This window comes from Alteromonas sp. KUL49, from assembly GCF_006538345.1.
Classification (GTDB): domain Bacteria; phylum Pseudomonadota; class Gammaproteobacteria; order Enterobacterales; family Alteromonadaceae; genus Alteromonas.
In genome coordinates, this window is record NZ_BJKL01000001.1 from 449,315 (window position 1) to 474,576 (window position 25,262).

Consider the following 25,262-nt stretch of genomic DNA (forward strand, 5'->3'; position numbering starts at 1 on the left):
AGAATTAACTGCTTTTTTCATAAATCTATTGATTAAAAATTGCTCGGGCGTACTATGTGCGCCCCCGTTTTTTAAGAAGGATTTTGAGATGCAACGTATCAATGTAGTTGGGTCGAGTGGCAGTGGAAAAAGCACCTTTGCTAAGCGATTGTCTTCAGCGCTTGAAATACCTCACATAGAGATGGATAGATTGTACTGGAAGCCTTATTGGCAAGAGTCAAATGACGAAGAGTTTATTGATAAACTTCGTACACTACTATCACAAGAGTCATGGGTGCTCGACGGTAATTACAGTCGCACTGCGCCAGTAAAGTGGCAACGTGCTGATACGGTGATTTGGTTAGACTATTCATTCACTCGGACTTTGTATCAAGCACTAAAGCGTGCATTTATCCGATGTTACACGAAGCAAGAATTGTGGGGAAAAGAAGGGACATTCGAGACATTTCGACGGTCCTTTTTCAGCAAAGATTCAGTGGTGCTTTGGATGATCACTAATCACGCCACTATTCGTGAGCGTTACTTACAAGCTTTCGAGCAACAGGCGTACCCTAATATCAACTTTGTACAGCTAAAAAGCCCAAAAGAGGCTGAAGCCTTTCTGCGTCAAGCGTCTTTAAACGGTCAGTGTTAATCATTGGGCACAGCATTATTGTCAATAATAACTTGTTTGCCTTCATCACTTGTTAAGAAAGTCAAAAAGTCAGTAATTTTTGGAGTGGGCACTGCTCGGGTGATCAAATACATGTTCCTAGTTAACGAGTAGCTTCCATTGAGGACGTTATCAACGCTTGGTACGACACCATTGAGTGCGAGGGCGCTAATTTTTCCATGACTTTGTGCGACCCTTACCATGGTAGTTATACCGATTGCACCAGGTGTTTGAGCCAATGCTCTTGCCATCTGTCCTGATTTTTCAAATTCGATAATAGTCGGAGCTATGTCTAATGAAGAAAAACAAGGAATGTGTTTCATAACCACTTCGGCATCTATCTCAGAGTGAGGACGTATTAAGGGGGTGATTGTCTCAGTATTGGAGCCCAAACTCCGCCAATGCGTAAACCTACCACTGTATATGTCACATAGGTTTTGGTGGGATAGCGTGGTAATCGAAGTGTTTTCATTTACACCGATAACCACGGCCACTTTGGCAAACTGATATACTACCAAGCCCAGCTCGGTAATTTTATCCATATCTATACCATGACTTGCCATAGCAATATCTATATCACCATTGGCCAGTGCCTTAATGCGGAGTGTCGGGTTCATACCATCACCCACCTCAAAAGCTACGGCTGTATTGTCTTGCGCTGTGTAACGGTCGGTGAGCGCAACAACAAGCGGCCTTACACCTGTCGAACCATCGATTATGATAGTTTCCTCATTCACGGCATTAGCTTCTGGGGTAAAACAGACTACACAGATTGCAGTGAGCAACACGACGACTAATTTTGGCCAAAATGAGTGTTGTTCAATCACTTAGTTCAGTCCGCGCTTGGTCTGAAGATAAGTGGCGAAACTACCTAACCAATGACTACCCATGTAGTGCATGTCGCCCAATACGGCATTTAGCCCCGCTTGTCTGTGAGATTCAATGACCATTTGAAGCGGTTGTATGCGAGGATCGTCATGGGGTAAGCCACTGACGATTCCCTCTAACATCCATGCGCGACTTGTGTTTAGTCCATCTAGATGGGCTAGTTTGCCATCACTTTTGTCCGTGACTACTGCGGGGAGCAACCAATCGTCAGTGGTGTTAGCCGTAAGATTTGGGAAGAATGTGGAAAGCCATTGAGCATAGTCTGATGGATTCATCACCCGTCGCATAAGGTCTGCTTCTGCAATACAGGGAGATAAAAAGTCTTGTCCAGACGGCTCGTAAGACAGCGGACAATTGATATCGCTCTTGTACAGGGTATTGATACGTTCAACGAGTAAGTTTTCAAATGATGTATCTCCTGAAACACGGCTCCAATCGAGCATCAAGCCAAAGGCAAACGCAGTTTGACTGTGCTCTCCCGTTCTAATGGGAAAAGATAGTTTGGGTAGCCACTCAGCAATATTTTTTACCGCCTGTGCTTCCAGAGGTATTAGGTTTTTAAGCCACTGTTTGGCTTCTGGTCTATTTGATTGACGAAGCTCTGCGGTGAGTTGAAACAACCAAGCAATACCGTAAGGTCGTTCGAAAGATTTCATTCCATCACGCTGATAGTTTGCCAGTTCACCAGCGATATTCTCGGCACTTAAGCTCTGAGTGAGTTTGGTGACAATAGTTTTGACATCAACTTTATCACTACTTGTATTCAGCAATCTAACGAGCAGCCAGTGACCGTGCACCGATGAGTGCCAGTCAAAACAGCCATAAAAAGCGGGATAAAGTTCTCGCGGTGGCTTTATATCAGCATCGCTAGTAATAAAGTGGGCGATTTTATTGGTGTACTCTTTGTGAATGCAATCCAATGCCAAGCTAGAAAATACCACTTCATAACTGCGAGTAGTCTGTTCGTTTGTATGTGTTTGTTCAGATGCATGTGCAGTAAGAGTTGCGAAGCATACAAGTATGGCTTGCAGTAGAAAGTTGAGAGGTTTCTTCATTTTTCCTAACTAGCAGATGTCGGGGATTAATGAGTAAAAGCATCCTCTTTTTTAACGATTTAATCAATTCTTACTGCTTGAAAACTCTTGTAACCCTTGGCTTTCGCCTATTGCAGAAGTTATCGGTAGATAACAAGAGAAAGTCAGATGTAGGTGGGAAAGGCCTACACTTTTTACAGTCGGCATATTAAAGAGGGAGCGATGAACGTTTTATAGCCATCTGAGGCATGGATGCCGAAGCTGAGCCCCATGGATGGTACTGGCGAGCAATACTAGTTTATTACAGGAGTTAACGGTGGAGCATAAGAAAACGTCAGATATAGGTGGGAAAGAAATGTACTTTTTACAGCCGTCTGCGGCACGGATGCCGCAGCCGAGCCCCCATGGATGGGATTTCGGCGTGCAGTAAAAAGTGCATTTCTTTCCCATCATTTCTGGAGTTTGATCAAAAAAAAAGCCCGGCAGGTGCCGGGACTTTAACCAAAGGAACTAGGTTCTATTGCTTCCAAACAATGTTGTCGATACGGATAACAGTACCTTGCTCTGTACCCCAGTCAGGTGCAATAACAAAGGCTGCATCAACGCCGTTGATGTTGGCTGGTTGTTCCCAACTTGGTGTTGGGTTTGCCAGTAAATCGGCCACTGAAATAACGTAGCGTTTCCAAACACCTATCTCTGGTGGATCGATAGGGAAGGCACTGCTTGTACTTGGGTACACGCTATCAAACTTCACATAGAAGTTGGTGTTTGCAAGACCAACTTCTGGTTCGGCAATTAACTTCACATCGAATTCAATGGTTCCTGTGCTATACGCCGACAGGTCAATAGTAGAACCAGCAGGTTGTACAAAGTATGCTAGGTTTGTCTCGTTGATGTTGAACGCATATTCAGCAACTGTACCGTAACTTGTATCTTCGTCTTCCAATAATGTTTCTGTGACACCATTTAAGGTTGGTGTAAACATTGGATCAGGTGTGTCGGTACCATTGAATATGAGTAGGTCACCGCTAGGCGTTGGTGCAGGGTCTACTGGATCTTCAGGCTCAACAGGCTCTCCCGCTGTCCAAACAATATTGTCTAGCTGGAAGGTAACTCCACCTTGGTCGTCAGGCGCGGGGAATATCACTATACCAGTGTTGACCTTGGTGACATCAAGACCGCCGGCAATAAGTTGCTGTACAGGCACGTTAACTGTTTCCCAATTACCGTCGCCCACAACACCGAGAGACTGATCGCCACTAGTACACGGGAAGAAGCAGTCGATTTTCATTGCCATACCTGTGGTATTCGTACCGTAGTCAGTAACGCGAATGTCAAAGCTTACGTAGCCATTGGTGTATGCAGAAAGGTCTATCGTTGCTAGTGATTGAATGTAGAACACACCATTGACACTAGCATCGGCATCAAAGCTCACCTCAAGAACGGTATTGCCATCAAGATCAACGGTTTGCCAATTTACTTTATTGCCATCAACCGTACCGTCAAAGTAGTCAAATCCTGCTCGAGAATCCCATGCCCCAATACCTCGTGTCCACGCTTCGTCAACAGAATCAACAAACACGTTTAGCTCTTCTTGACTTACGAGCGGTGCTGGTGGGCGAATACCACAGCTGTTGTTACCCGGTGCGCCACACTTAAACTTGATATTGTCGAGCATAATATGTGCTGATGACGTAGGCTCTACAACGAATAGACTGACTACGCTGTTTACGTCAAGAGGGTTGCCACCGCCATTGTTTGGATTGGCGAGTAAGTCACTTAGCTTAAGGTGTATCGGCTGCCATGCATCCATGGTTAGCTCGCTTACAGGAAGGTTAATGTAACCGAGGTTGGGGAAGCCACTATCCATTTTGATTGCAATCACACCCTCAGGATCGGTTGATGCACTATCAACATATAGGTCGAATGAGAGCTCACCATTGTGTGGTGCCCATGGTTCAGCCGATGTTCCTACACCGTACAGTTCAAAGGTCTCTGCATCATCTGCGTAAATAGATACGTTACCGCTGTTGGTGGTAATAATCTCAAGCACAGTACCTTGGTCGCCACCAATATCAGGTGTATCGAAAGATAATGCTCCATCGTTGTTCCACCATGAATTTATACCCAGTGCACGAGTTTGGGTTTCGGTGCCTTCCCAAGTTAATGCGCCAATACCGTCGGCAAAGAGAGTATGTTCTTCTTCTGAATACACTGTTGATGCAGGCACATCGGCAGCATCGGAGAGATTTGAAGCACAACCTCTACCCGTTTCACTGTCAGCTGGACATTGGTAAACACGTACATAGTCGACTTCCATCTGTAGTGGAAGGGCTAAATCGTTTGACGGTGCACCAGGTAGGTTTCCACCTATGGCTACGTTCAGAATGATATGGAAGGGTGTATTAAACGGGGCATTTTCGTTAGTGGTGAAGCCAGTATCTTGTCCACCCCAATAGTAGCTAAACCAATTGTCATTAGTCATAGTAGCGTAGTGAGTATCGTCGATATACCAGCGAATTTCACCAGCTTCCCATTCGATAGCGTAGCGATGGAAATCGTCAGAAATAGTCTCACTTGGTGTGTAAGTATCTGAACTGTATCTATTTAAAGGCCAAAGAGAGCCGTAATGAACAGTACCCAAAATTTCATTCTTACCATCAACACCAAGGTTGGTGGCTTCAAGAATATCGATCTCACCACCAGCAGCCCATGCGCCGTAAGGTGAGTTGGTGGGAAGTAGCCAAAACGCTGGCCATGTACCCTGACCGGCAGGAAGCTTAATACTTGCTTCGATTCGGCCAAAAGTTACATCGACTTTCCCTTCCGTTGTTAAGCGTGCAGAGGTGTAATTGTAGCCGCCCACTGAATCAGATTCGGCTTGAATAACGAGCTTACCGTCTTGCAAAAATGCGTTGTCTGCCTCGTAGTATTGAAGTTCGTTGTTACCCCAGCCTGGGATGCCATATTCAGTACCATCACCAACCAATGCATTCCAATTGGCGTCATCGAGAGTATCTGCGTCGAATTCGTCAGCCCAAACTAGTTCCCAACCTGCTTCTTCAGGAGTTTGCGGAGTTTCTGGCGCTGGTGTCGGTGTCTCTACTGGTTCATCGACAGTCGTGCCCGAGCTTTCGATAACATCATTACACCCATAGAGTGTTGTGGTCAGCGCAGCAAGTAAGGCGACTGCGCAGGGACGTTTTTTCAAGTTCATTATTGTGCCCTCAGTGAGTTTTATCGACGCAGCGTGAGCATATACAACCGCGCCGGTGTTAATTTATGTTAGCGCTTACATTTGTGAGTGCTGGTTGCATAACTCCACAACCAGCGCGCTAACAAAATAGACTAGTTACACGCCATATCTCCCGTTGTTGATGGTTCCAGGCGAATATTTGAAATCGTTAAGCTAGTGCTTTTTATCGCTGATAGTGCAAAAGGTGAGTAAACCTCTGAAAGAGACATACCTTTATCAGCAAAACAGGATGTAGGAACAACCACGGTCTGCCACTCTGTGGAGGCATCTACGAAATTCGATAGTGGCAGTGTGGCACCGCAATCACCTCCACAGTTCATGGCAACAGAGAGGTTGTCGGCACTGGTGTCTAGCTTTACATCAAATACCAATGCGGCTGATTCTCCAGCAAAGTCGCGAAGATCTTCAGGAAACGGTGAATAGAATCCAACTGAACCTGCTCCACTAAACGTCAGTTGCAAGCTGTCTTCTTGCACGTTTCGGTCGGTGGTTCTCAAAGAAACCTGATCGCCTGATACTGTGTTGCTTAGCATTAATGTGTCGCCAGCGTCGTCTTTTACAATGACTTGCCATGGTTTTTGTGATGTAAGCACGTAAATACCATGGGGTTCAGATTGTCCTTGTTGATCAACGTCGTGGGATTCTGAAAGTGGTTCGTTCAGTGGGTCTATATCATCAAATCCAAGACCATACCCATAGGCGAATAGAGGAGTTTGACCATCTCCCTTGTTGACCACTTGTGTAGGAGACGCAGGCCAAGAAAAAGACAGCTTTCCTTGCATAGGGTACTGCACTTCGCCTTGTTGATTGGTAAAAATTACGTCAGCAATACCTTGCCCTTCTGACCCGGGTAACCAAGCGACAACAAAGGCGTCGCTTGCATTCAGTTCTGGGTTTACCCACAAAGGACGACCGGTGATAAATACAGAAACCACAGGAATACCCTGTGCTTTAAAACTATTGAGAAGGGCTAAATCAGATTTGTCACCACGCTGATATTCAACGTTAGAAATATCGCCATTACCCTCGGCATAAGGGTTTTCACCAAATACTACGATTGCCACATCGGGCTTTTCGTTATCGGTGTAATTTGCTGGCATTGATTCTAGTAATGTAGCACTCCCGCCCGCAGCGTTTACCGCGCTCTCTATACCCTGAAAGATTGATGTTGCACCGGGGAAGTCGCTATTTTCGTTGCCTGTGCCTTGCCAAGTAATTGTCCAGCCGCCAGATTGCTTGCCAATGTTGTGAGCACCGTCACCTGCAACGACAACGTTCATGTCGGGCGACAAAGGTAGTAGGCTGTTTTGGTTCTTAAGCATAACCAATGACTTACGTACTGCTTCTCGCGCAATATCTCTGTGGGCTTGTGCACCAATGACGCTCTGATCGCCAGATAACGCACGATTTGCCGGTGAAGGTTGTTCAAACAAGCCAACACGCATTTTTACACGCAACACTCTGCGTACCGCGTCATCTAAGCGTGACAACGGAATAACACCAGATTTCACCTGAGCTACGGTATTCTCGTAAAGGGGCTTCCATGCGCCGGTAGGAACCATGTAAACGTCCAAACCTGCATTGATGGCCTGAGGGCAGCTTTCGTTGGTACAACCTTCAATCTGACCGTGGCCATTCCAATCACCCACTACGAATCCATCAAAGCCCATTTTTTCTTTCAATACATTAGTTAGCAGGTACTTACTTCCATGGATCTTTTTACCGTGCCAACTGTTAAACGACGCCATCACTGATTGAGAACCAGCGTTCAAGCCATGGACATAGCCTTGCGCATGAATGTTGAAGAGTTCTTCTTCGCTAGCAATATTGTCGCCCTGATCGTCGCCACTTTGCGTACCGCCGTCGCCAATAAAATGCTTAACAGTTGATATCACATGGCTGTCATCAATGTAGCCACTGCTAATATCACCTTGCATACCGGTAACGATGGCATGGGCATACTGACCAACAACCTCTGGATCTTCCGAATAACTTTCATAGGTTCTTCCCCAGCGGTCATCGCGAGCGGTAGCAACGGTAGGTGCGAAAACCCAGTCTATACCTGTTGCTCTAACTTCTTTTGCAGTAGCGGCGGCAATTGCAGTAATGAGTGAAGGGTCACGCATGGCGCCCAATCCGATATTGTGCGGAAACAATGTAGCACCGATCACGTTATTGTGACCGTGTACGGCGTCCGTGCCCCACATGGTTGGGATCGCAATACCGTCGATACTGTCGTCTATGGAAGCTTCATGCATGGCCTCTGCAAGCGCCACCCAATCCTCTGGGGTTGCATGTTTATCTAAATTTGGAAACGAACCACCGCCATTTAAGTACGAGCCAAAGCCATACGTTCTCATGTCTTCAACGGTGACATCTCGAATTTCAGGCTGCATGATTTGTGCGACTTTCTGTTCCACAGTCATGGTAGCAAGTAGCGCATCTACACGGGCTTCAACTTCCTCTCTGTTGTGCGCTTTAAATGTGATTTGAGGCCAAAAGTCTGGAACTTGACTGTCAGCTACAGGTGGCATTGTAGTTGTCGTCACCTCATTTTGCGTGGTGGTTTTTTGGCAACCTACCGTTATTAGTGCGGCTACAGCGAGTGAAAGTGTTCTTTTTTTCATTGTTAGTATCCTTTGTTTATTGCGCGGCGCTGGTTTGGGGTTTTGAACCCCTGAGGCCGTAGTAGCCAATAAACAAATAGCAAAGTAATGGAAGTAGAAATGACAGCTGAACGCCAAAAATGTCTGCAATTACGCCTTGAAGCAAAGGTATGATTGCGCCACCGACGATAGCTAGACATAGAAGGCCAGATGCTTGAGCAGTTTGGTTGTTCAGATCTTTGAGCGCAAGGCTGAAAATTGTTGGGAACATTATGGAATTACACAAGCCTACCGCCAAGATAGACCACATAGCTAGGGGACCCGAGCTCATTACTGATAACAAAATAAGCGAGCAGCTCGCCACCGCGTTGAATGCTAATAATTTGCCAGCGGCTACCTTTTGCATCACAGCCGCACCAATAAATCGTCCTACCATAGCGCCGCCCCAATAATACGCTATGTAAGTTGACGCCTGTCCTTCGCTCATCCCCATAATGTTTGTCAGACCAAAATAGTTGACTAGAAAGCTGCCTATAGCTACTTCAGCGCCTACGTATAAAAAGATCCCTACGACACCCAAACTAAGATGGCGATGTTTTAGTGCGCTCAGTGACGATTGATTATTACTATGAGAGTCATTACTCGTTTGGTTTTCAGGCAAAGGGACTTTTGCCATAACCAATGCAAGCAAGACTAAGACGGTCGCGAGTACAAGGTAAGGAACTTTCACCGCGTCAGCATCAGCATCAGCTGCTATATGTTCACCTGCACCGAATAGAAGGATGCCCCCGATGATGGGTGCAATAGTTGTCCCCAGAGAATTAAAGGCCTGCGTCATGGTTAGGCGGCTTGAGGCGGTTTTGGGATCGCCCATTAATGTAACCAACGGATTAGCGGCAACTTGCAGGAGCGTAATGCCAGACGCGAGCACAAATAGCGCACCCAAGAACATCCAGTATTGCGTAAAAATGGCAGATGGAATAAAGAGAATACATCCAACTGCCGCTGTACATAACCCTATGGATATCCCTCTCTGATAGCCGATCGAGCTAACCAGCTTGCCTGCGGGTACTGATACAAGAAAGTATGCGCCAAAAAAGCATGACTGGACTAGCATGGCCTGCGTATAACTTAAGTCAAAAAGTGCCTTTAAGTGTGGGATAAGGATGTCGTTAAGTGCTGTGATAAATCCCCACATGAAAAATAAAGACGTTAGCGCCCAGAGCGCCATTTGAGAACGAGAAGGAGCAGGCGCTGATGTTACCTGCGTTGTATTAGTCATGATCTAACCCTAGTTTAGGTACTTGGTTTTAAAGCACTTTTTGAAAAAATTACCAAGTAAAAGTGTTAATAACTTGTTGGTCAGTATATATGCGATTGATATAAATGCAAGCGCTTACATTTTAATTGGATAACGATTATGTCAACTTTATTGTAATTCTATTGTGAATGGGTAAGGTTTTGTAGTGAATAGCTTTACCTATATTAAATATCTTTAATTTAATCTGTAGAGATATACTGATATTTATACTTTATCTATAATTATCATTGCTTTAATTGCTTATTTTGAGCGAGGTTTATTAGGCTAAAGTAGTACTGTTAATCACAAATTTTTTCACACTTAGCACTACAATTAACAAGTATTTTACAATTTATTTGTAATTAACATTAGGAAAACACTTGCATTACATTTCAATTGTTCGTACATTTTTAGTGAAAGCGCTTACAAGTTTTTGTTGTTTTATTTGTAAGCGCTTTCATTAAGAGCTTGGTTATTAGGGTACTCAAGCTTACACACAATAACGGACACAATTGCATAGAACCAAAGTGACGCATGGGCGGCGAGTGCACACCACAATTGCACGGTCGGAACGCCTCAAAAACGCGACTGGGGAAAAAAATGAAATCTACTACATTCAAGAGAACGCGGGTTGCAACAAGCCTGTCATTTATATTAGGGGCAATGTCTTTGCCTGTAATTGCGCAGGAAGCTGAAAGCGATGGCGCACAACCTGCAGACTTTGAGGTGATTGAAGTTAGCGGTATTCGAGAAAGCTTAACGAAAGCAATGCTTACCAAGAAGGCAGCATCAGGTGTCGTCGACGCTATTTCTGCAGAGGATATTGGTAAGTTTCCAGATACAAACTTGGCTGAATCACTTCAGCGTATTTCAGGTGTCTCTATTGACCGTAGCAATGGTGAAGGTAGCCGAGTAACGGTACGTGGCTGGGGGCCTGACTACAACTTGGTCACTCTAAACGGCCGTCAAATGCCAGCAGCAAATATCGAAGCAACATCAGCGTCTGCATCTCGTTCATTTGATTTTGGTAACCTTGCGTCTGAAGGTGTTGCAGCGGTAGAAGTGTATAAGACCAGCTTAGCCGGTCAGCCTACTGGTGGTATCGGCTCAGTCATTAACTTGGTGACTGCTAAACCATTAAGTAATCCAGGCGTTACGGCGAATTTCGGTGTAAAAGGTGTAGTTGATAACTCGTCACAAGAAGGCGACACAGTTACACCAGAAGTTTCGGGCATTTACAGCAAAACATTCAATGACGACACCTTTGGTATTCAACTTATTGGTTCTTATCAGCAACGTGACAGCGGTTTAGCAAGCGCTGAAACGAGCAGTGGTTGGTACACCATCAAAGGGAACGGTGGTGACTGGGGTTCATTGCCTCAGGATGGCAGTTTTATTAATCCTCCGGGCGAAAATGACCTATATTCTGTACCAAGAAACCTGGCATACAACTTTGATGAAGTAAGTCGTACCCGTGTTAACGGTCAGCTTACGTTGCAATATGCACCGAACGACGACATTACTGCAACTTTAGACTATACCTATTCAGAGCTCGAGACTCATACCCAACGTCAACAACTGTCGACGTGGTTTAACGGCGTTCCAACTTATGGTGAGTATACCCAAGGAAGCAACACTGTAGGCTCAATCATTGGTCCGGTTATTTATGCAGATGCGACATGCTGTGACGTGGGCCTAGGTACAAGTGATTACACTACGGTTAATGAGAACAAATCGCTTGGCTTTAACGTAGAGTGGATTGCTTCTGATAACCTAACCCTTGAGCTTGACGTTCACTCTTCACAAGCAGAAGGTGGGCCTAAGAATAATCTAGGTTCAAACAACGTTGTTAGTGCGGTTAGCTTTGACCGCGTATCAACAGAAGTGGATTACTCTCAAGACTTCCCTGTGATGGATATTACCTATGTAGATGGTGTAAGTGGTCTTGACCCTGCACGCATGTCTACGTCAGGTCTGTCTATTCGAAATAGTTACATGAAGTCTGAAATTGACCAAATGCAGTTCCGTGGTAACTATTACTTCGACGATAGCATAGTGACAAGTATTGATTTCGGTATCGCCGTTATGGACGCGAAAAACCGTTCTGCTTACTCAAACGCACAGCGTGATACTTGGGGTGGTTATGGTACGCCAGAAGACTATCCAGACGATATCTTTGTTCAAAAAGATCTCCCTAGCATGTTTGATGATGTGTTGGGAAGCAATGGTGCTGACTTAGAGCCTTTCTACTACGCCTCTAGTATGAGCGATCTGATCAACGCAATATCTGCGGTAGCAACGGCCAACGGTGAAACCATCAGTCCATGCGGTACGGTATTATGTATGGACCCTGAGTATGCTGTCGACCGTACGGTAAAGGAAACTCAGTACTCAGCTTACGTACAAGCTAACCTTGAATTTGATTTGGGCGAAATGCCAGCTTGGCTTTCAGTCGGTCTTCGTTACGAAGATACAGAAGTTGAATCCAGCGCAAAAGTTCCAAACGTGTCTTACCTAGCATGGGATGGCGCGAACGAGTTTGGTATTCGTGAAGAAGGTTTCACCTTTACGACTCTTGAAGGTGATTATGACCACTTACTACCGTCAATCGACTTTAAAGTTGAGGTGATGGAAGACTGGATCGCTCGTGCATCTTACAGCACGACAATTACACGTCCGGGATATGCAGATATTCAAGGTGGTCTAACGGTAAATCAACTCGCTCGATTCAATGGTGGCACAGGTCAATCAGGTAACCCAGGGCTACAGCCATATGAGTCAACCAACTATGACCTATCCACAGAGTATTACTATGGCGAAGGTAGCTATGTATCTGCGGGCTACTTCAAGAAAACCGTAGATAACTTTATCGGTCAGGCAACGTTCACAGATACCTTGTTTGACATTGCCAATCCGATTGGTGGTCCTCGTTACTTGGAAGCTGTTGATGCAACGGGCTCAGAAGACCTTGGCACGATTCGTCAATATTTCCTCGACCAAGGTTGGGTAAATGATGCGGGTGAAATTGTAGGTATCGATGGTGAAGATCCGTTGTTACCAATCACAGTGACTCAGGCCGTTAACGCTGATACTTCTCGCTCGGTAGATGGTTTTGAGTTCGCGGTTCAACACCTGTTCGGTGAGACTGGTTTTGGTGTCATCCTTAACTATACAGCGGTTGATGGTGACGTGAACTATGACAACTACAGTCAAGACACCCAGTTCGTATTGTTGGGTCTGAGTGACACGGCAAACGCGGTACTCTTCTATGAAAATGAAGGTTGGGAAGTTCGTGCTGCATGGAACTGGCGAGACGAGTTCCTTGCAGGAACTATCGATGGAAATGGTGGTAACAACCCTACTTACATCGAGGCTTACAACCAGTTAGATGTTAACGTTCGTTATCAAGTAACTGAAGACCTTGAGGTATTCGTTGAGGGTATAAACGTAACGGGTGAGTACGTTCGCTCTCATGGCCGTCATGAAAACATGGTGGTGGGTATCTACGATGTTGAACCACGCTACAACATCGGAGCTCGTTACAGCTTCTAATTGTCCCCGAAGCTGTAACTTCGAAGCGCAGGTTTATGGATGAATCTGCGTTTTGACTTTTAAATCGGGGTAACGATGAAAATCGTTGCCCATTTTCTCCAAAAAACAGCACCTGTGTTATCTTTACATAACAACCTATTCACAAATAAACGAGCAGTTACACAATGAATCACGCGCTATTGAATAACGTTGAGCACAAGAACCTAAAAGTTAAACAGGACTACAGTATTGGATTTGGCAATGACCAAATGTGTGTTCCCGTTTTCCCTGCTGAACTTCGCCATGCTCAAGGAGAATACCCTATCGTTTTTGCCAAAGACGCTGAGGGTAATATGCAGCTTGTTGCCTTGTTAGGGCTCGAAAAGGGAGAGAACCTTTACCTGAATGGCAAAGATTGGCTAGCATCTTATAAGCCTCTGCTCGTTGAGAAAGGCCCATTTCTAATTGGCAGAAACGCGAATGCAGACGACAATACACTGTCTATTCATGTTGATTTAGATGATCCTCGTATCATTGACTCTGCCGACGATGTTAGCGATTCAGATAGTGTATTTTTGCCCCATGGAGGCAATAGTGACTACATTGATAATATCGCTAATGTGCTGAGTACTATTCACGCAGGACAAGGTGAAAATAATGCTTTGGTGGAAGCGTGTAACGCCCTTGGTTTAATTGAATCGTTTGTGCTCGACATTAATCTTGGAGGTAGCAATGCTGCGCGCCTGTCTGGTTTTTACACCATAAACGAGGAAAAATTTAACGCTTTGAGCAAAGAGGATATTGCCGGCCTTTTCGAACAGGGGCAATTACAGGCAATTTATATGATTCTTGCGTCTATGGCTCAGATTCGCAGAGTGATTGAATTTAAAAAGCGCAAAATTACCCAGTAATACGAGAGCTATTTAGTGTCGACGTTTGATCAGTGTTCTTCTCCACTTGCGCTCACAGGGCAAGCATTTGATGCATTAAAGTCGTCTCCTAGTGACGTCTTTACCATGGCAAGTGTATGGTCACAACCCATGGTAATGCGACAACTCGTGGCTGATTGGCCCGCGGTAAAAGTGGCGCAGCAAGGTAGCCGAGCGTTTGTTGATTACTTGTTAGCCTTTGATAACCATAGAACCGTAGATGCGCTCGAGCTGTCCCATGAGGAGAATGGTCGAGTCTTCTACAACAGCGATATGACGGGTTTTAATTTTTCTCGACAACGGTTACCGTTTCAAGATGCATTATCGAAGCTACTTGATTTAGAAGCGCAGTCAGACCCACAGAGTTTTTATGTAGGTTCGACTTCAGTAGACGCCTGTTTACCCGGTTTCTTGTCAGAAAACACATTAGGACAAACAACAGCAAATCCGTTAGCGACACTTTGGATCGGAAATAAAAGTCGAATCGCCGCTCACTACGATGTGCCTGATAACGTTATTTGTGTGGTATCTGGTAAACGTAAAGTGACATTATTTCCGCCAGAGCAAGCAAAGAATTTGTACGTTGGGCCTTTGCATGTCACACCCGCTGGTCAAGCAATAAGTCTCGTTGATTTTCACAATCCAAATTTTTCACAATTTCCAAAATTTAAAGAAGCGATAAAACATGCCTTGGTAGTCGAGCTGATGCCAGGAGACGTTTTGTATATTCCTTCAATGTGGTGGCACCACATTGAAGGACTGGACAGTGTAAATACTTTAGTCAATTTTTGGTGGCGTGATGTTCCCGCCCATGTTGGGCGGCCTGATAATGCCCTTTTTCACGCACTATTGACCATTAAGCAGTTGCCGGCGTCACAGAGAGCTGCATGGAGACATCTGTTCGACCACTATGTTTTCGATGAAAATCATAGTAAAAACTTTGAACATATCCCGTCAGACAAACAAGGCCCCCTTGGCACCCTTGATGAAAATGCATTTCGCCAATTTTCTGCTTGGCTTCAAAACAGCTTAAAACAGTGATTTAGTAGAGGTAGATATGAATACATCATCCCAAAATAGAAAACAGCGCTTGGTGATAGCCGGTGGCGGTACCGCGGGATGGATGGCTGCAGCAGCCTTTTCCCGAATATTGGGTAAAGAGGTTGATGTTACCTTAATAGAAAGTTCCGATATCGGAACGGTGGGGGTTGGCGAAGCAACTATTCCTACGTTGGTATTCTTTCACAAACTACTGAAAATCAGTGAACAAGAGTTTATGGCGGCAACCAACGCCACTTTTAAGCTTGGTATCAATTTCGAAAACTGGAAGTCTCTTGACCACGCCTATTTACACGCCTTTGGTGTTACGGGTAAAGATTGCTGGGCCGCTGGATTTCAGCACTTTTGGCTGCGCGGTCTAAAAGAAGGGATTGCCTCTGACTTCGGTGATTACTGTTTAGAGCGGCAGGCCGCTGAGGCCAATAAGTTTGCACATCTACCGAACAATGGTCTGAATTACGCGTTCCATATTGATGCTAGTAAATATGCAAGCTTTCTGAGGGAGCATGCAGAAAAAGATGGTCTGAAACGCATTGATGCGACGATAGGCAGCGTAAACCTAAACGAAGAAAACGGCTTTATTGAAAGTCTTACACTAGACAATGGCGAAACTGTTCACGGTGATTTCTTTATCGATTGCACAGGTTTTAGAGGTCTACTCATCGAAAAAGCATTACACACTGGGTATGAGGATTGGTCTCATTGGCTACCCTGTGACAGTGCAGTAGCAGTGCAAACTAAATCAGTATCTGAGCCGATCCCATACACCCGTTGTATTGCCCACGAAGCTGGGTGGCAGTGGCGTATTCCGCTGCAACACCGTGTGGGCAACGGTATGGTGTATTGCAGCAACTATCTTTCTGATGATGAGGTGATAACTAAATTACTTGGGAATGTTGAGGGAGAGCCTCTAAATGATCCTCGCGTTATTCACTTTCGAACGGGAAGACGCCGTAAACAGTGGAATAGAAACTGTTTGGCGCTTGGCTTAGCCAGTGGATTTTTAGAGCCTTTGGAGTCAACAAGTATTCACCTTATTCAACAGGGTATTGTGCGCTTTTTACGTATGTTCCCAACCGCTGGAATTGTTGAAGAGGACGTGAATGAATTCAACAGACAAGCGGATTTTGATATTGAGCATATCCGTGATTTTATTATTTTGCACTACCATGTTACCCAAAGAACCGACACGCCGTTTTGGCGTCATTGTCGTCAAATGGATGTACCTGACTCCTTAAAACACCGTATCGATTTGTTTCAGAAAACGGGGCGAGTGTTCAGAGAGGGCAGTGAATTATTCGATGATTCCTGGCAGCAAGTCATGATTGGTCAAGGCTTAATGCCAACGAGCTACCATCCGATTGTAGACACTATGAGCCTGCAGGAACTTAAAGGTTTACTCAATGGTGTAACGCAACAAATTGATAGAACCGTAGGCAAACTCCCTCCTCACAACGATTACATTACGCGCTACTGCAGTTAGCGCGTATTTTCCATTTACCCATCTCTCTATATTTGTTTATTGCTTTTGATAATGATTTTATCGTATTCTAAATGCTAATCATTATCATTCATTTTGAGGGGCAGTAAAACTGTCCACTCAGCATATAAGCACAGCAATTACGCGTAAGTCTGGCTGATGCCTGATTTAGTATAACTAGAGAGAAAATTATGGGTCTTAGAGAGATTGCCCTTGAAGCTAAACAGTTTTCAAGAACACAACACAGCGGTGTATTGAGTACACATTCAACATCTATGCAAGGCTATCCTTTTGGCTCTGTAGTGCCGTTTTTTCTGACGCCACAGGGAGATGCCATTATATACATCAGTAATATTGCATTGCATACCCGTAATATTAAAGCCGATCCGAAAGTGAGCTTAACGATTTACGACGCTGGACAAGATGACTCTCAGGCTAATGGGCGTGTCACTATACTGGGTGATGCTGAACCGATTGAAGCGTCAGAAGTATCCGCGCAATACCTAGCTTTGTTTCCTCAAGCAAAAGCTTATGAGCAAACTCACGATTTCAATTTTTACCTCATTCGTACTCAACGTGTTCGATTCATCGGCGGCTTTGGTAAAATTCACTGGATTGAAAAAGCACTGTGGAAAGTAGAGCGCCAAGATTGGCACAGTGCATCAGAGGGCATGATTACTCATATGAACGAAGATCATGTTGATGCAATGGAGTTGATTTTGAGAGCGCAGTTTAATATTGACCCCACGAATGTAAAGATGTTGAGTGTATTTCCAGAGGGCGCACACTACCTAAGTAATGAGATCGTGTACTTTGTACCTTTTGACCTTGTGTGTGAATCGGGAATGGACGTTAGAAAGGCGCTTGTACAACAAACCAATCAAGCGAGAGACCAGCTGGGTATCAAAAAAGCCAGTTAGTCATTGCAGCAAGTTCTTTAAGCCAAAAAGACGTTTAAACTGCGCTGACAACAAACACATCATCTCTTCTGTACGCCGAACTCCAACAACGGGTTCGGCTTTCTTATTTGCCTCCCAATACTGCTGTAAAAAAATGTAAATACATTATCAATTTTGATAATGAAAGCGCTTACAATTTGTGGTACTCTGTTATCAAAGTTTCATTAATAACAAAGAACCTCAGAGCAATATGTTGCTTGTGCTGGCGCGTAAGAAATCATACTGGTTTTATTGCTATTGAGTTTCAACGGGTTTGATTGGCCTGAAGGAAGGCGTTATGGATATTATTGCAAAGCTGGGCTCACCTTTTTCGCATGCAGATTTTACTATTGGTGTGGCGACTTCATCGTTTCAAATCGAAGGCGACGGGGAAAACAGAGAAAAGAGTATCTGGGATACCTTCTGTGATACACCCGGAAAAATTGCTGATAACTCCAATGGTATCGTGGCTTGTGAGCATGTCAAAAGGTGGGAAAGTGACCTGGATATTATCGACTCATTGAATGTTGATGCTTACCGTTTTTCAATTAGTTGGCCAAGAGTTATACGCCAAGATGGTAGTGTCAACAATGACGGTCTGAGCTTTTACATCGCATTACTCGACAGGCTCAATGAAAAAGGGATAAAGCCCTATGTAACGCTTTATCATTGGGATTTACCCCAATACCTTGAAGATGAAGGCGGTTGGCTAAATCGACAGACTGCATTTGCATTTGAGCAATATGTGGAAGTAGTGGTTAAAGCCTTTGGTGACCGAGTGTTTTCTTACGCCACACTCAATGAACCTTTTTGCAGTGCTTACTTGGGGTATGAAGTGGGTATTCACGCTCCGGGTTTGGTCGGTAAAGAGTTCGGAAAGAAAGCCATACATCACCTTTTACTTGCCCACGGACTCGGTATGCGAGTGCTTAGAGAGCACGCACCTACTATTGAATCCGGTATTGTGCTTAATTTCACGCCCTTCTATCCGGCAAGTAATGATGAAAAAGACGTTGTCGCGACCAAGCTTGCTCACGATCATCACAATGATTGGTACATTAAGCCACTGATACACGGCGATTATCCAGAGTTAATCGATCATATTCCAGACCACCAAAAGCCGGACATACATCAAGGAGATATGGAGATTATTTCGGCATCTATCGATTTTCTTGGGGTAAATTATTACACCCGTGCTCGCGTTCAAGACAATGGCGGAGAAGATCCTTATCAAATGCCTCCAGCTGAGGGAACAGAGACCACAGCTATGGGGTGGGAAGTCTACCCACAAGGTCTCACTGACTTGTTGCTGCAACTGCATCGAGACTACGAACTTCCACCCATCATCATTACTGAAAATGGTTTGGCAAGTGATGATGAAATGACATCCGATGGCCACGTTCACGATATTCAACGGCAAGGTTACTTGAATACCCATATGAATGCAGTTGCTGCTGCAATGGCCGAAGGTGTAAATATTACCGGCTACTTTGTGTGGAGTCTAATGGATAACTTCGAATGGGCCCTTGGGTACGAAAAAAGGTTTGGCATTTTGTACGTAGATTACGACACGCAAAAAAGAACTTTGAAAGACAGTGCGAAATATCTTCAAACCATGCTAGCAAAGCGAAAGGCGTTAAATAATCAAGGATAGAGGTTGATTTGATGGTAAGTGCAAAGGAAAAAATAGCCTACGGTCTAGGCGATACGGCAAGTAACTTTATTTTTCAAACCGTGATGTTGTTTCTGACATTTTACTACACAGATGTGGTTGGGTTGTCACCAGCAGCAGTCGGAAGCATGTTCCTTATCGTCCGCGTATTTGACGCGGTTACCGATCCACTGATGGGTTCATTGGCAGACCGAACCAAGACTAAATGGGGCTCATATCGACCTTATTTATTATGGTTAGCCCTGCCATTTGCCCTGTGCAGCGTGTTGGCATTTACCTCACCGGAGTGGCTAACCGAGGAAGGGAAACTCTACTATGCCTTCATTACCTATACGCTATTAATGGTAATGTACACCGCAATCAACATCCCATACTCAGCCTTGGGTGGTGTGCTTACTGCTGATGCTTCTGAGCGAGTGTCGGTGCAGTCCTACCGTTTCGTGTTTGCCATGGGAGGAGGCCTACTTGTTACGTCATTCATGTTGCCATTAGTTTCTTATCTCGGGCAAGGGGATGATGCTTTGGGTTACCAAAGAGCAATGCTGGTGATGAGTGTTGTAGGCATGGTGTTGTTTGTACTGTGTTTTGCGGGCACAAAAGAGCGAATCAGCGTGACGCAAGAAACGCCTGCACCTATCAAGGCTCAGCTAACGTCGATTTGGCAGAATGATCAGTGTCGAGTGCTCTGCTTGGTTGCTGTAGTATTGCTTACAGGTATGGTGTTGAGAAATACCCTTGCACTTTATTATGTGAAGTATGTATTGCAGCGACCGGATGATGCTACCTTGTTTGTTACCGCGGGAATGATTGGCAGTATTATTGGTTGTGCATTGGCAAACCCGGTAGCTAAACGAGTCTCGAAAATAAAAGCTTATACCTTTCTACAGATTGCCAGTGCGGCAATCTGTATTATTAATTACTTCATTCCATCTCAAGCGTGGCTACTTGCCATATCTTTGCACTTTATGTGGGGATTATTGCTTCAAATGGCTACACCATTGCTTTGGTCTAAAATCGCCGACGTTGTTGATTACGGAGAGATAAAAACAGGCCTGAGAATGACGGGTTTAACGTATTCCACTGTCGTATTTTTCATCAAAGTTGGGCTTGCTTTGGGCGGAGCGCTGGCTGGTTGGTTACTCGCTACAATGGGCTACCAAGCCGATAGCTATGATGCAGTAGTGGCAAACGGAATCGTTGCCGTATTCTGTCTTGGCCCTGCGATCGCATCAATATGTGTTGCGATTATTATGCGCTGGTATACATTAGACGAACATAAGGTCGCGTCAATTCAGCAAAAACTCGGGTTGGCAGCACAATAAAACTGGTAGATCGTTGAGGGCTTTCTCAACGATTTTGCCCTAAGTAAGTGTGAAGTAGTTTATCCATGGTAACCATTAAACAAGTCAGTGAACGTGCTGGCGTTTCGTCAGCAACAGTATCTCGAGTTATTAACAACGCCGACTCGGTGAAAGAAAAAACGCGAGAACTTGTGCTCAATGCCATGGAAGAGTTGGGCTATCGCCACAATGTTATCGCTGCGGCGCTAGCTTCAAATAAAACTCACACGGTTGGTTATGTCGTACCTGAACTTCACGGTTCTTTCTTTGGTGCTATGATGGCAGGGTCTGAAAAGGTCTTACGCCAAGCAAACAAACATATGTTCGTTGTCACCGGACACAGTGATGAAGCCCTTGAAAAACAGGAAATAGAAGCCCTTCTCAGTCGTCGATGCGATGCGCTAATACTGCATGTCGAAGCAGTGAGTGATGACTACCTCATCGATCTTGCTAACCAAGATGTTCCCATAGTTATTGTCAACCGCTACATAGAAGCCATTGGTGAGAAGTGTATCAGTTTAGATAACGTCCTAGGCGGATATTTAGCGACTAAACACTTAATCGATAGTGGTCATATTGAAATAGCCTATGCCGCTGGTGCGTTGTTTAAGGCAGATGGTGTTAACCGCTTAACCGGGCATAAAAAAGCGCTTGAAGAAGCGGGTATTTACTATGATGAAAACACCATGGCTGAAGGTAACTTCCAAGCTTACTCTGGTGAGAACTGCGTAGAAACCTTGTTACAAAGAGGTGTGCACTTCACGGCGATTGCTTGCGCAAACGATGAAATGGCTTCTGGTGCTATTAATGCACTACGTAAGCATGGTAAGCGCGTACCCGAAGACGTATCTGTGATCGGATTCGATAATGTTGACTTTGCCAGTTATTTAACCCCAAAACTCACCACAGTGAACTATCCTGTAAGAGATATTGGTGCCATGGCTGCTCGATGGATCTTAAATCAAGCCTACGGCAACAATAAAGTGAGTATGAAGCATATTCTAAAGCCACATGTCATTGTTAGAGGTACTACGGCAGACCGCGTTTAGATACAACTTCCGGCTAATAGTGAAAATATTGATATTTCTGTTAATCTTAAGTGAAACAATACACAGGTAATAAGAATGTTTGTCAGCAGCACTAGATATGAACAAAAAGAAGCAGAGTTGGCTCAACTAAAACGCGACCATCAGGAAACACTCTCCAGAATGCGTGAGCTAGAAGCCGATAATACGGCGTTACAGCGACAGATAGATGAAGCTGAGTCAACGCGAAGCGGACAAAACGCCTCAGTACTCATGCAGTGTGTGATTGATTCATTGAAGCAAATATCAACGATTCGAGACACTGTTTTAGCGGCTTATGAACAAATAGATGCCGAGAATCACTCCATTGCCGACATCAATCAGTTGTTTTCTCAATCGTCAGGTGTACTTGAGAAAATTGTCCAAGACATGAGTGGTCTCAACACGCAGATGGGTAGCATGAGCGAGCGTATCTCTGGATTGTCTACTACTGCGGACAACATTAATAAATTTGTTACTACGATTACGAGCATCTCAGACCAGACTAACTTACTTGCGCTTAATGCGGCCATCGAGGCAGCGCGAGCCGGTGATGCAGGTCGAGGGTTTAGCGTAGTTGCTGATGAAGTTCGTGCACTTGCTACAGAAACTAACAAATCAGCCACCGAAGTCTCCGAGTTGGTTAACGGTATTATCCAATCTACCCAGCAAGCGGTGTCGGGTGTTAATGAGTTAAGAAGCAACAATGAAGAACTTGAAGGTGGAATAAATACCTTAAACACCAGCTACGATGAAATGGTGACGCATTGTGACAGTATGAGGCAGACTATCGGTGATGGTACTCAGAGAACTTTTATTCAAACGGTTAAGTTGGATAATGTAGTTTGGAAGTCCGAGGTATACGCCGTACTTTGTGGTCAAAGCGAACAGTCTATCTCAGAGTTTTCTGATCACTCTTCTAGCCGATTAGGTCAATGGCATTCGGCCAATGCTGGTAAACCTGTCTCTCAAACCTCTGCGTATCGTGAATTAGATGGCGTAAGCAGAAGTGTTTATGAAAATGGTATCGAAGCACTCAAAGCGCATCAGAAAGGTGACCAAGCGGCTGTTGAAAGTCGTATTGTGGCCATGGAGCGTGCAAGTGAGCGTGTATTGAGTTTGCTAGACTCATTGGCATAAATGTGAAACTGTGCAACAGATTGGTTTGTACCTATCTGTTGCATTTCCTTTGTTTTTTAACGCTTTAGTTTTCTTCCATTTTCTTATAGTCTCTCACCAATTTATTCTACTTTAGTTTAATAAATAGAATTATGTTCTACGCTTAAATAGTTAAGCGGTAACGTAGGTTTAGCCAGTACTGCGTAGTTAGTAACAGGAACAAGAGAGCGCATTCATGAGAAACAACCAGCCTGTAACCCAGCGCGAATATAAATATCCCAACAACTATCGTCTTATTTCATCAACGGATACCCGAGGTGTAATACAACATTGTAACGACGAATTTGTTGAAGTGAGTGGCTTCAAACGAGATGAGCTCATTGGTAAAAACCACAATTTGATTCGTCACCCCGATATTCCGCCAACGGTTTTCAAAGAAATGTGGTCAACACTGCGCTCTGGTCGTAGTTGGATCGGCTTAGTTAAAAACCGCAGAAAGAATGGTGACCACTACTGGGTGTCGGCGTTTGTTACGCCCGTATATGAAAAAAGCGAAATCGTTGGGTATGAATCTGTACGTGTACCTGCATTAGATTCTGAAATCCAACGTGCTGATGCAGTTTATGCAAGAATGCGTGCCGGAAAGATGCCTGTGTCGCTTGGCACAAGCGCAATCAATGTAGTCGGGCAACTCATGCCTATTATTGTTGTTGGCTTACTACTGACTATAGCTATGGGAGTAATGTATGGAGTACTCGCCGCAGCGATCGCATTTGCTAGCTTCGTCGCCGCAGCGTTTTTTCAAGACCTGAAGCAACGCAGTGTGTGGGCGGACTTTGTTAATATGAGCCCAGAAAGTTACAGCAACGACAAAGTCGCACAAACCTATTTTGATGATATTTCCTATGTTGCTCGCGGTAAATTGGCACTCGGATGTGAGCTCGCCCGTTCGCGAACGGCGCTGACTCGTATAGGTGATGCCTCTGGCGGGTTACATGAGGTTGCTAACAGTACTCATCATTTAGCAATGTCTACTAGCGCTGCAGTAGAGCAGCAAAACCAAGCGACACAGCAAATTGCCAATGCAGTAGCCGAAATGAGCCAAGCGATTCAAGAGGTAGCGCAGCGTGTAGAGAGTAATGCTGATAGCGCTAGCACTGCAGCTCATAACGTGGAGACGGGCAATCAAAAAGCAGAGCAAGCTATGCAGGCAATTCTATCGCTCAAAGAGGCTGTCGAGTCTATTTCTCATACCGTCACCGAGCTTGCTCAGTCGACCAATGATATCGGTGAAGCAGCGAGTATTATCTCTACAATTGCCGACCAGACGAATCTACTGGCATTGAACGCAGCTATTGAAGCGGCGAGAGCTGGAGAACAAGGGCGTGGATTTGCCGTTGTTGCTGATGAGGTAAGAACACTCGCGTCTAAAACTCGTGAATCCACCGATAAAATACATAATATTATTCAAGAGTTATCGGAACGTTCAGCTCGTGCTGTGAAAGTGTCTACTGAGGGATTGGCATCTGCTGAGCATGGCTCGGAGATCGTTGAGGAAACTCGTGGAGCATTGCAAGAAATCAATAACGCGGTTTCAGGAATAGCATCGGCGACGTTAGAGATGTCTTCGGCAGTAGAGCAACAAAGTGCAGTAGCAGACAATATCAACAACCAGCTGCTAGAAGTTGCCGAAGGCGCGAAAGAAACTCAGAAGGCGTCAAAATCTTCACTTCAAGCAAGTAATGATTTGAGTGATACGGTCAAAGAGGTTAATTCCTTGATCAATCGCTTTAATGTAGAAAAGCGGGTGGGAGAGTAAGTAACACCCGCCAATACCTATGGTTAAGCACCCCGTGAAACCATAGGTATAAAACTTTGCTTACTAGAGGCAATTAAGCCTTTAGTGCCACCACGTCTGCACTTTCTTCTTCAAGCACACTTTGCGCGGTAGCGCCCTTGAAGATTTTACCAATCTTGTCTTTGTTCTTGGCTAGCATGATGGTGAGTTCCTCGGTCATCTCGTCATCTAGCTTAATGCCTTTCGCTTGAATGTACTCAGCTAGATTGTCTGCTGCATCTAGCATTTTATCGTACTGATCCGCTTCCTTCTTGTCGGTAGTTACCAATTTTTCTACCCCTTTATGTGTTACTACATACTGTACGGTAATGGCCATGGTAGGTCCCCTGTATTTAATCAACACATTCACTGTACAATATTTATCTGTATAAATAAACAGTATTTGGGGGTGTTTTTACTTCGCAAATGTTTTTATGGTTTAAAAGGACATGTATTGATAGAAAAGAAATCAATTTGGTTGGCTAAATTAGGTGAGTCACTGTTCCAAATAACTCAGCGATCTGGAAAACGTCGCAGTGAAAATATTGAATAAAAGA

Annotated in this window: 17 protein-coding genes; 11 read left to right on the forward strand and 6 right to left on the reverse strand. The window is 44.7% G+C overall.

What is annotated here, in order from left to right; all coding sequences use genetic code 11:
* Window positions 1-88: 88 nt before the first annotated feature.
* Entirely contained in the window at window positions 89-634 is a 546-nt protein-coding gene (locus tag EYS00_RS01870; RefSeq protein ID WP_130634871.1) for an adenylate kinase, read from the forward strand.
* Here EYS00_RS01870 and EYS00_RS01875 read toward each other — a convergent pair.
* The 5 genes from EYS00_RS01875 to EYS00_RS01895 form a co-directional block, all read right to left on the reverse strand.
* On the reverse strand, window positions 631-1,479 hold the full coding sequence (locus EYS00_RS01875) for a substrate-binding domain-containing protein (RefSeq protein ID WP_130634872.1): 849 nt from the start codon (window positions 1,477-1,479) through the stop codon (window positions 631-633). The genes EYS00_RS01870 and EYS00_RS01875 overlap by 4 nt on opposite strands.
* Window positions 1,480-2,595, reverse strand: coding sequence for a DUF2891 domain-containing protein (locus tag EYS00_RS01880; protein ID WP_130634873.1), 1,116 nt, complete (start codon window positions 2,593-2,595; stop codon window positions 1,480-1,482). It lies immediately after the preceding gene.
* 496 nt (window positions 2,596-3,091) lie between these two features.
* Window positions 3,092-5,791: a glycoside hydrolase family 16 protein gene (locus EYS00_RS01885; protein WP_130634874.1), complete on the reverse strand. Its 2,700-nt coding sequence runs from the start codon at window positions 5,789-5,791 to the stop codon at window positions 3,092-3,094.
* A 131-nt stretch (window positions 5,792-5,922) separates the two neighbouring features.
* Complete coding sequence (locus tag EYS00_RS01890) at window positions 5,923-8,457, reverse strand: exo 1,3/1,4-beta-D-glucan glucohydrolase (RefSeq protein WP_130634875.1); 2,535 nt, start codon at window positions 8,455-8,457, stop codon at window positions 5,923-5,925.
* A gap of 16 nt (window positions 8,458-8,473) precedes the next feature.
* Entirely contained in the window at window positions 8,474-9,718 is a 1,245-nt protein-coding gene (locus EYS00_RS01895; protein WP_130634876.1) for a sugar MFS transporter, read from the reverse strand.
* Window positions 9,719-10,336: 618 nt separating this feature from the next.
* Between EYS00_RS01895 and EYS00_RS01900 the strand changes: the two genes are divergently transcribed.
* The 10 genes from EYS00_RS01900 to EYS00_RS01945 all read left to right on the forward strand — a co-directional run bounded on the left by EYS00_RS01900 (window position 10,337) and on the right by EYS00_RS01945 (window position 24,687).
* Window positions 10,337-13,288: a TonB-dependent receptor gene (locus EYS00_RS01900; protein WP_130634877.1), complete on the forward strand. Its 2,952-nt coding sequence runs from the start codon at window positions 10,337-10,339 to the stop codon at window positions 13,286-13,288.
* A 164-nt stretch (window positions 13,289-13,452) separates the two neighbouring features.
* Entirely contained in the window at window positions 13,453-14,178 is a 726-nt protein-coding gene (locus EYS00_RS01905) for a SapC family protein (RefSeq protein WP_130634878.1), read from the forward strand.
* Between the two features lie 15 nt (window positions 14,179-14,193).
* Window positions 14,194-15,237 carry a cupin-like domain-containing protein gene (locus EYS00_RS01910; RefSeq protein WP_242618615.1) on the forward strand — a complete coding sequence of 348 codons (1,044 nt, stop codon included), beginning with the start codon at window positions 14,194-14,196 and terminating at the stop codon, window positions 15,235-15,237.
* A gap of 16 nt (window positions 15,238-15,253) precedes the next feature.
* Window positions 15,254-16,738 (forward strand): tryptophan halogenase family protein, encoded by a 1,485-nt coding sequence (locus EYS00_RS01915; RefSeq protein ID WP_130634879.1) that lies wholly within the window; start codon window positions 15,254-15,256, stop codon window positions 16,736-16,738.
* 188 nt (window positions 16,739-16,926) lie between these two features.
* Window positions 16,927-17,655: a HugZ family protein gene (locus EYS00_RS01920; protein ID WP_130634880.1), complete on the forward strand. Its 729-nt coding sequence runs from the start codon at window positions 16,927-16,929 to the stop codon at window positions 17,653-17,655.
* A gap of 316 nt (window positions 17,656-17,971) precedes the next feature.
* Window positions 17,972-19,327 (forward strand): GH1 family beta-glucosidase, encoded by a 1,356-nt coding sequence (locus tag EYS00_RS01925; RefSeq protein ID WP_130634881.1) that lies wholly within the window; start codon window positions 17,972-17,974, stop codon window positions 19,325-19,327.
* A gap of 11 nt (window positions 19,328-19,338) precedes the next feature.
* Window positions 19,339-20,667, forward strand: a complete 1,329-nt coding sequence (locus EYS00_RS01930; RefSeq protein ID WP_130634882.1) for a glycoside-pentoside-hexuronide (GPH):cation symporter — start codon at window positions 19,339-19,341, stop codon at window positions 20,665-20,667.
* Between the two features lie 65 nt (window positions 20,668-20,732).
* The gene (locus EYS00_RS01935; protein WP_130634883.1) at window positions 20,733-21,734 is read left to right on the forward strand and encodes a LacI family DNA-binding transcriptional regulator; all 1,002 of its coding nucleotides are present in this window, start codon (window positions 20,733-20,735) and stop codon (window positions 21,732-21,734) included.
* A 75-nt stretch (window positions 21,735-21,809) separates the two neighbouring features.
* Window positions 21,810-22,889 carry a methyl-accepting chemotaxis protein gene (locus EYS00_RS01940; RefSeq protein WP_130634884.1) on the forward strand — a complete coding sequence of 360 codons (1,080 nt, stop codon included), beginning with the start codon at window positions 21,810-21,812 and terminating at the stop codon, window positions 22,887-22,889.
* A 214-nt stretch (window positions 22,890-23,103) separates the two neighbouring features.
* Complete coding sequence (locus EYS00_RS01945; RefSeq protein WP_130634885.1) at window positions 23,104-24,687, forward strand: PAS domain-containing methyl-accepting chemotaxis protein; 1,584 nt, start codon at window positions 23,104-23,106, stop codon at window positions 24,685-24,687.
* 73 nt (window positions 24,688-24,760) lie between these two features.
* Here the strand turns inward: EYS00_RS01945 and EYS00_RS01950 are convergent, their stop codons facing one another.
* Complete coding sequence (locus EYS00_RS01950) at window positions 24,761-25,042, reverse strand: YebG family protein (protein WP_130634886.1); 282 nt, start codon at window positions 25,040-25,042, stop codon at window positions 24,761-24,763.
* Window positions 25,043-25,262: the final 220 nt, after the last annotated feature.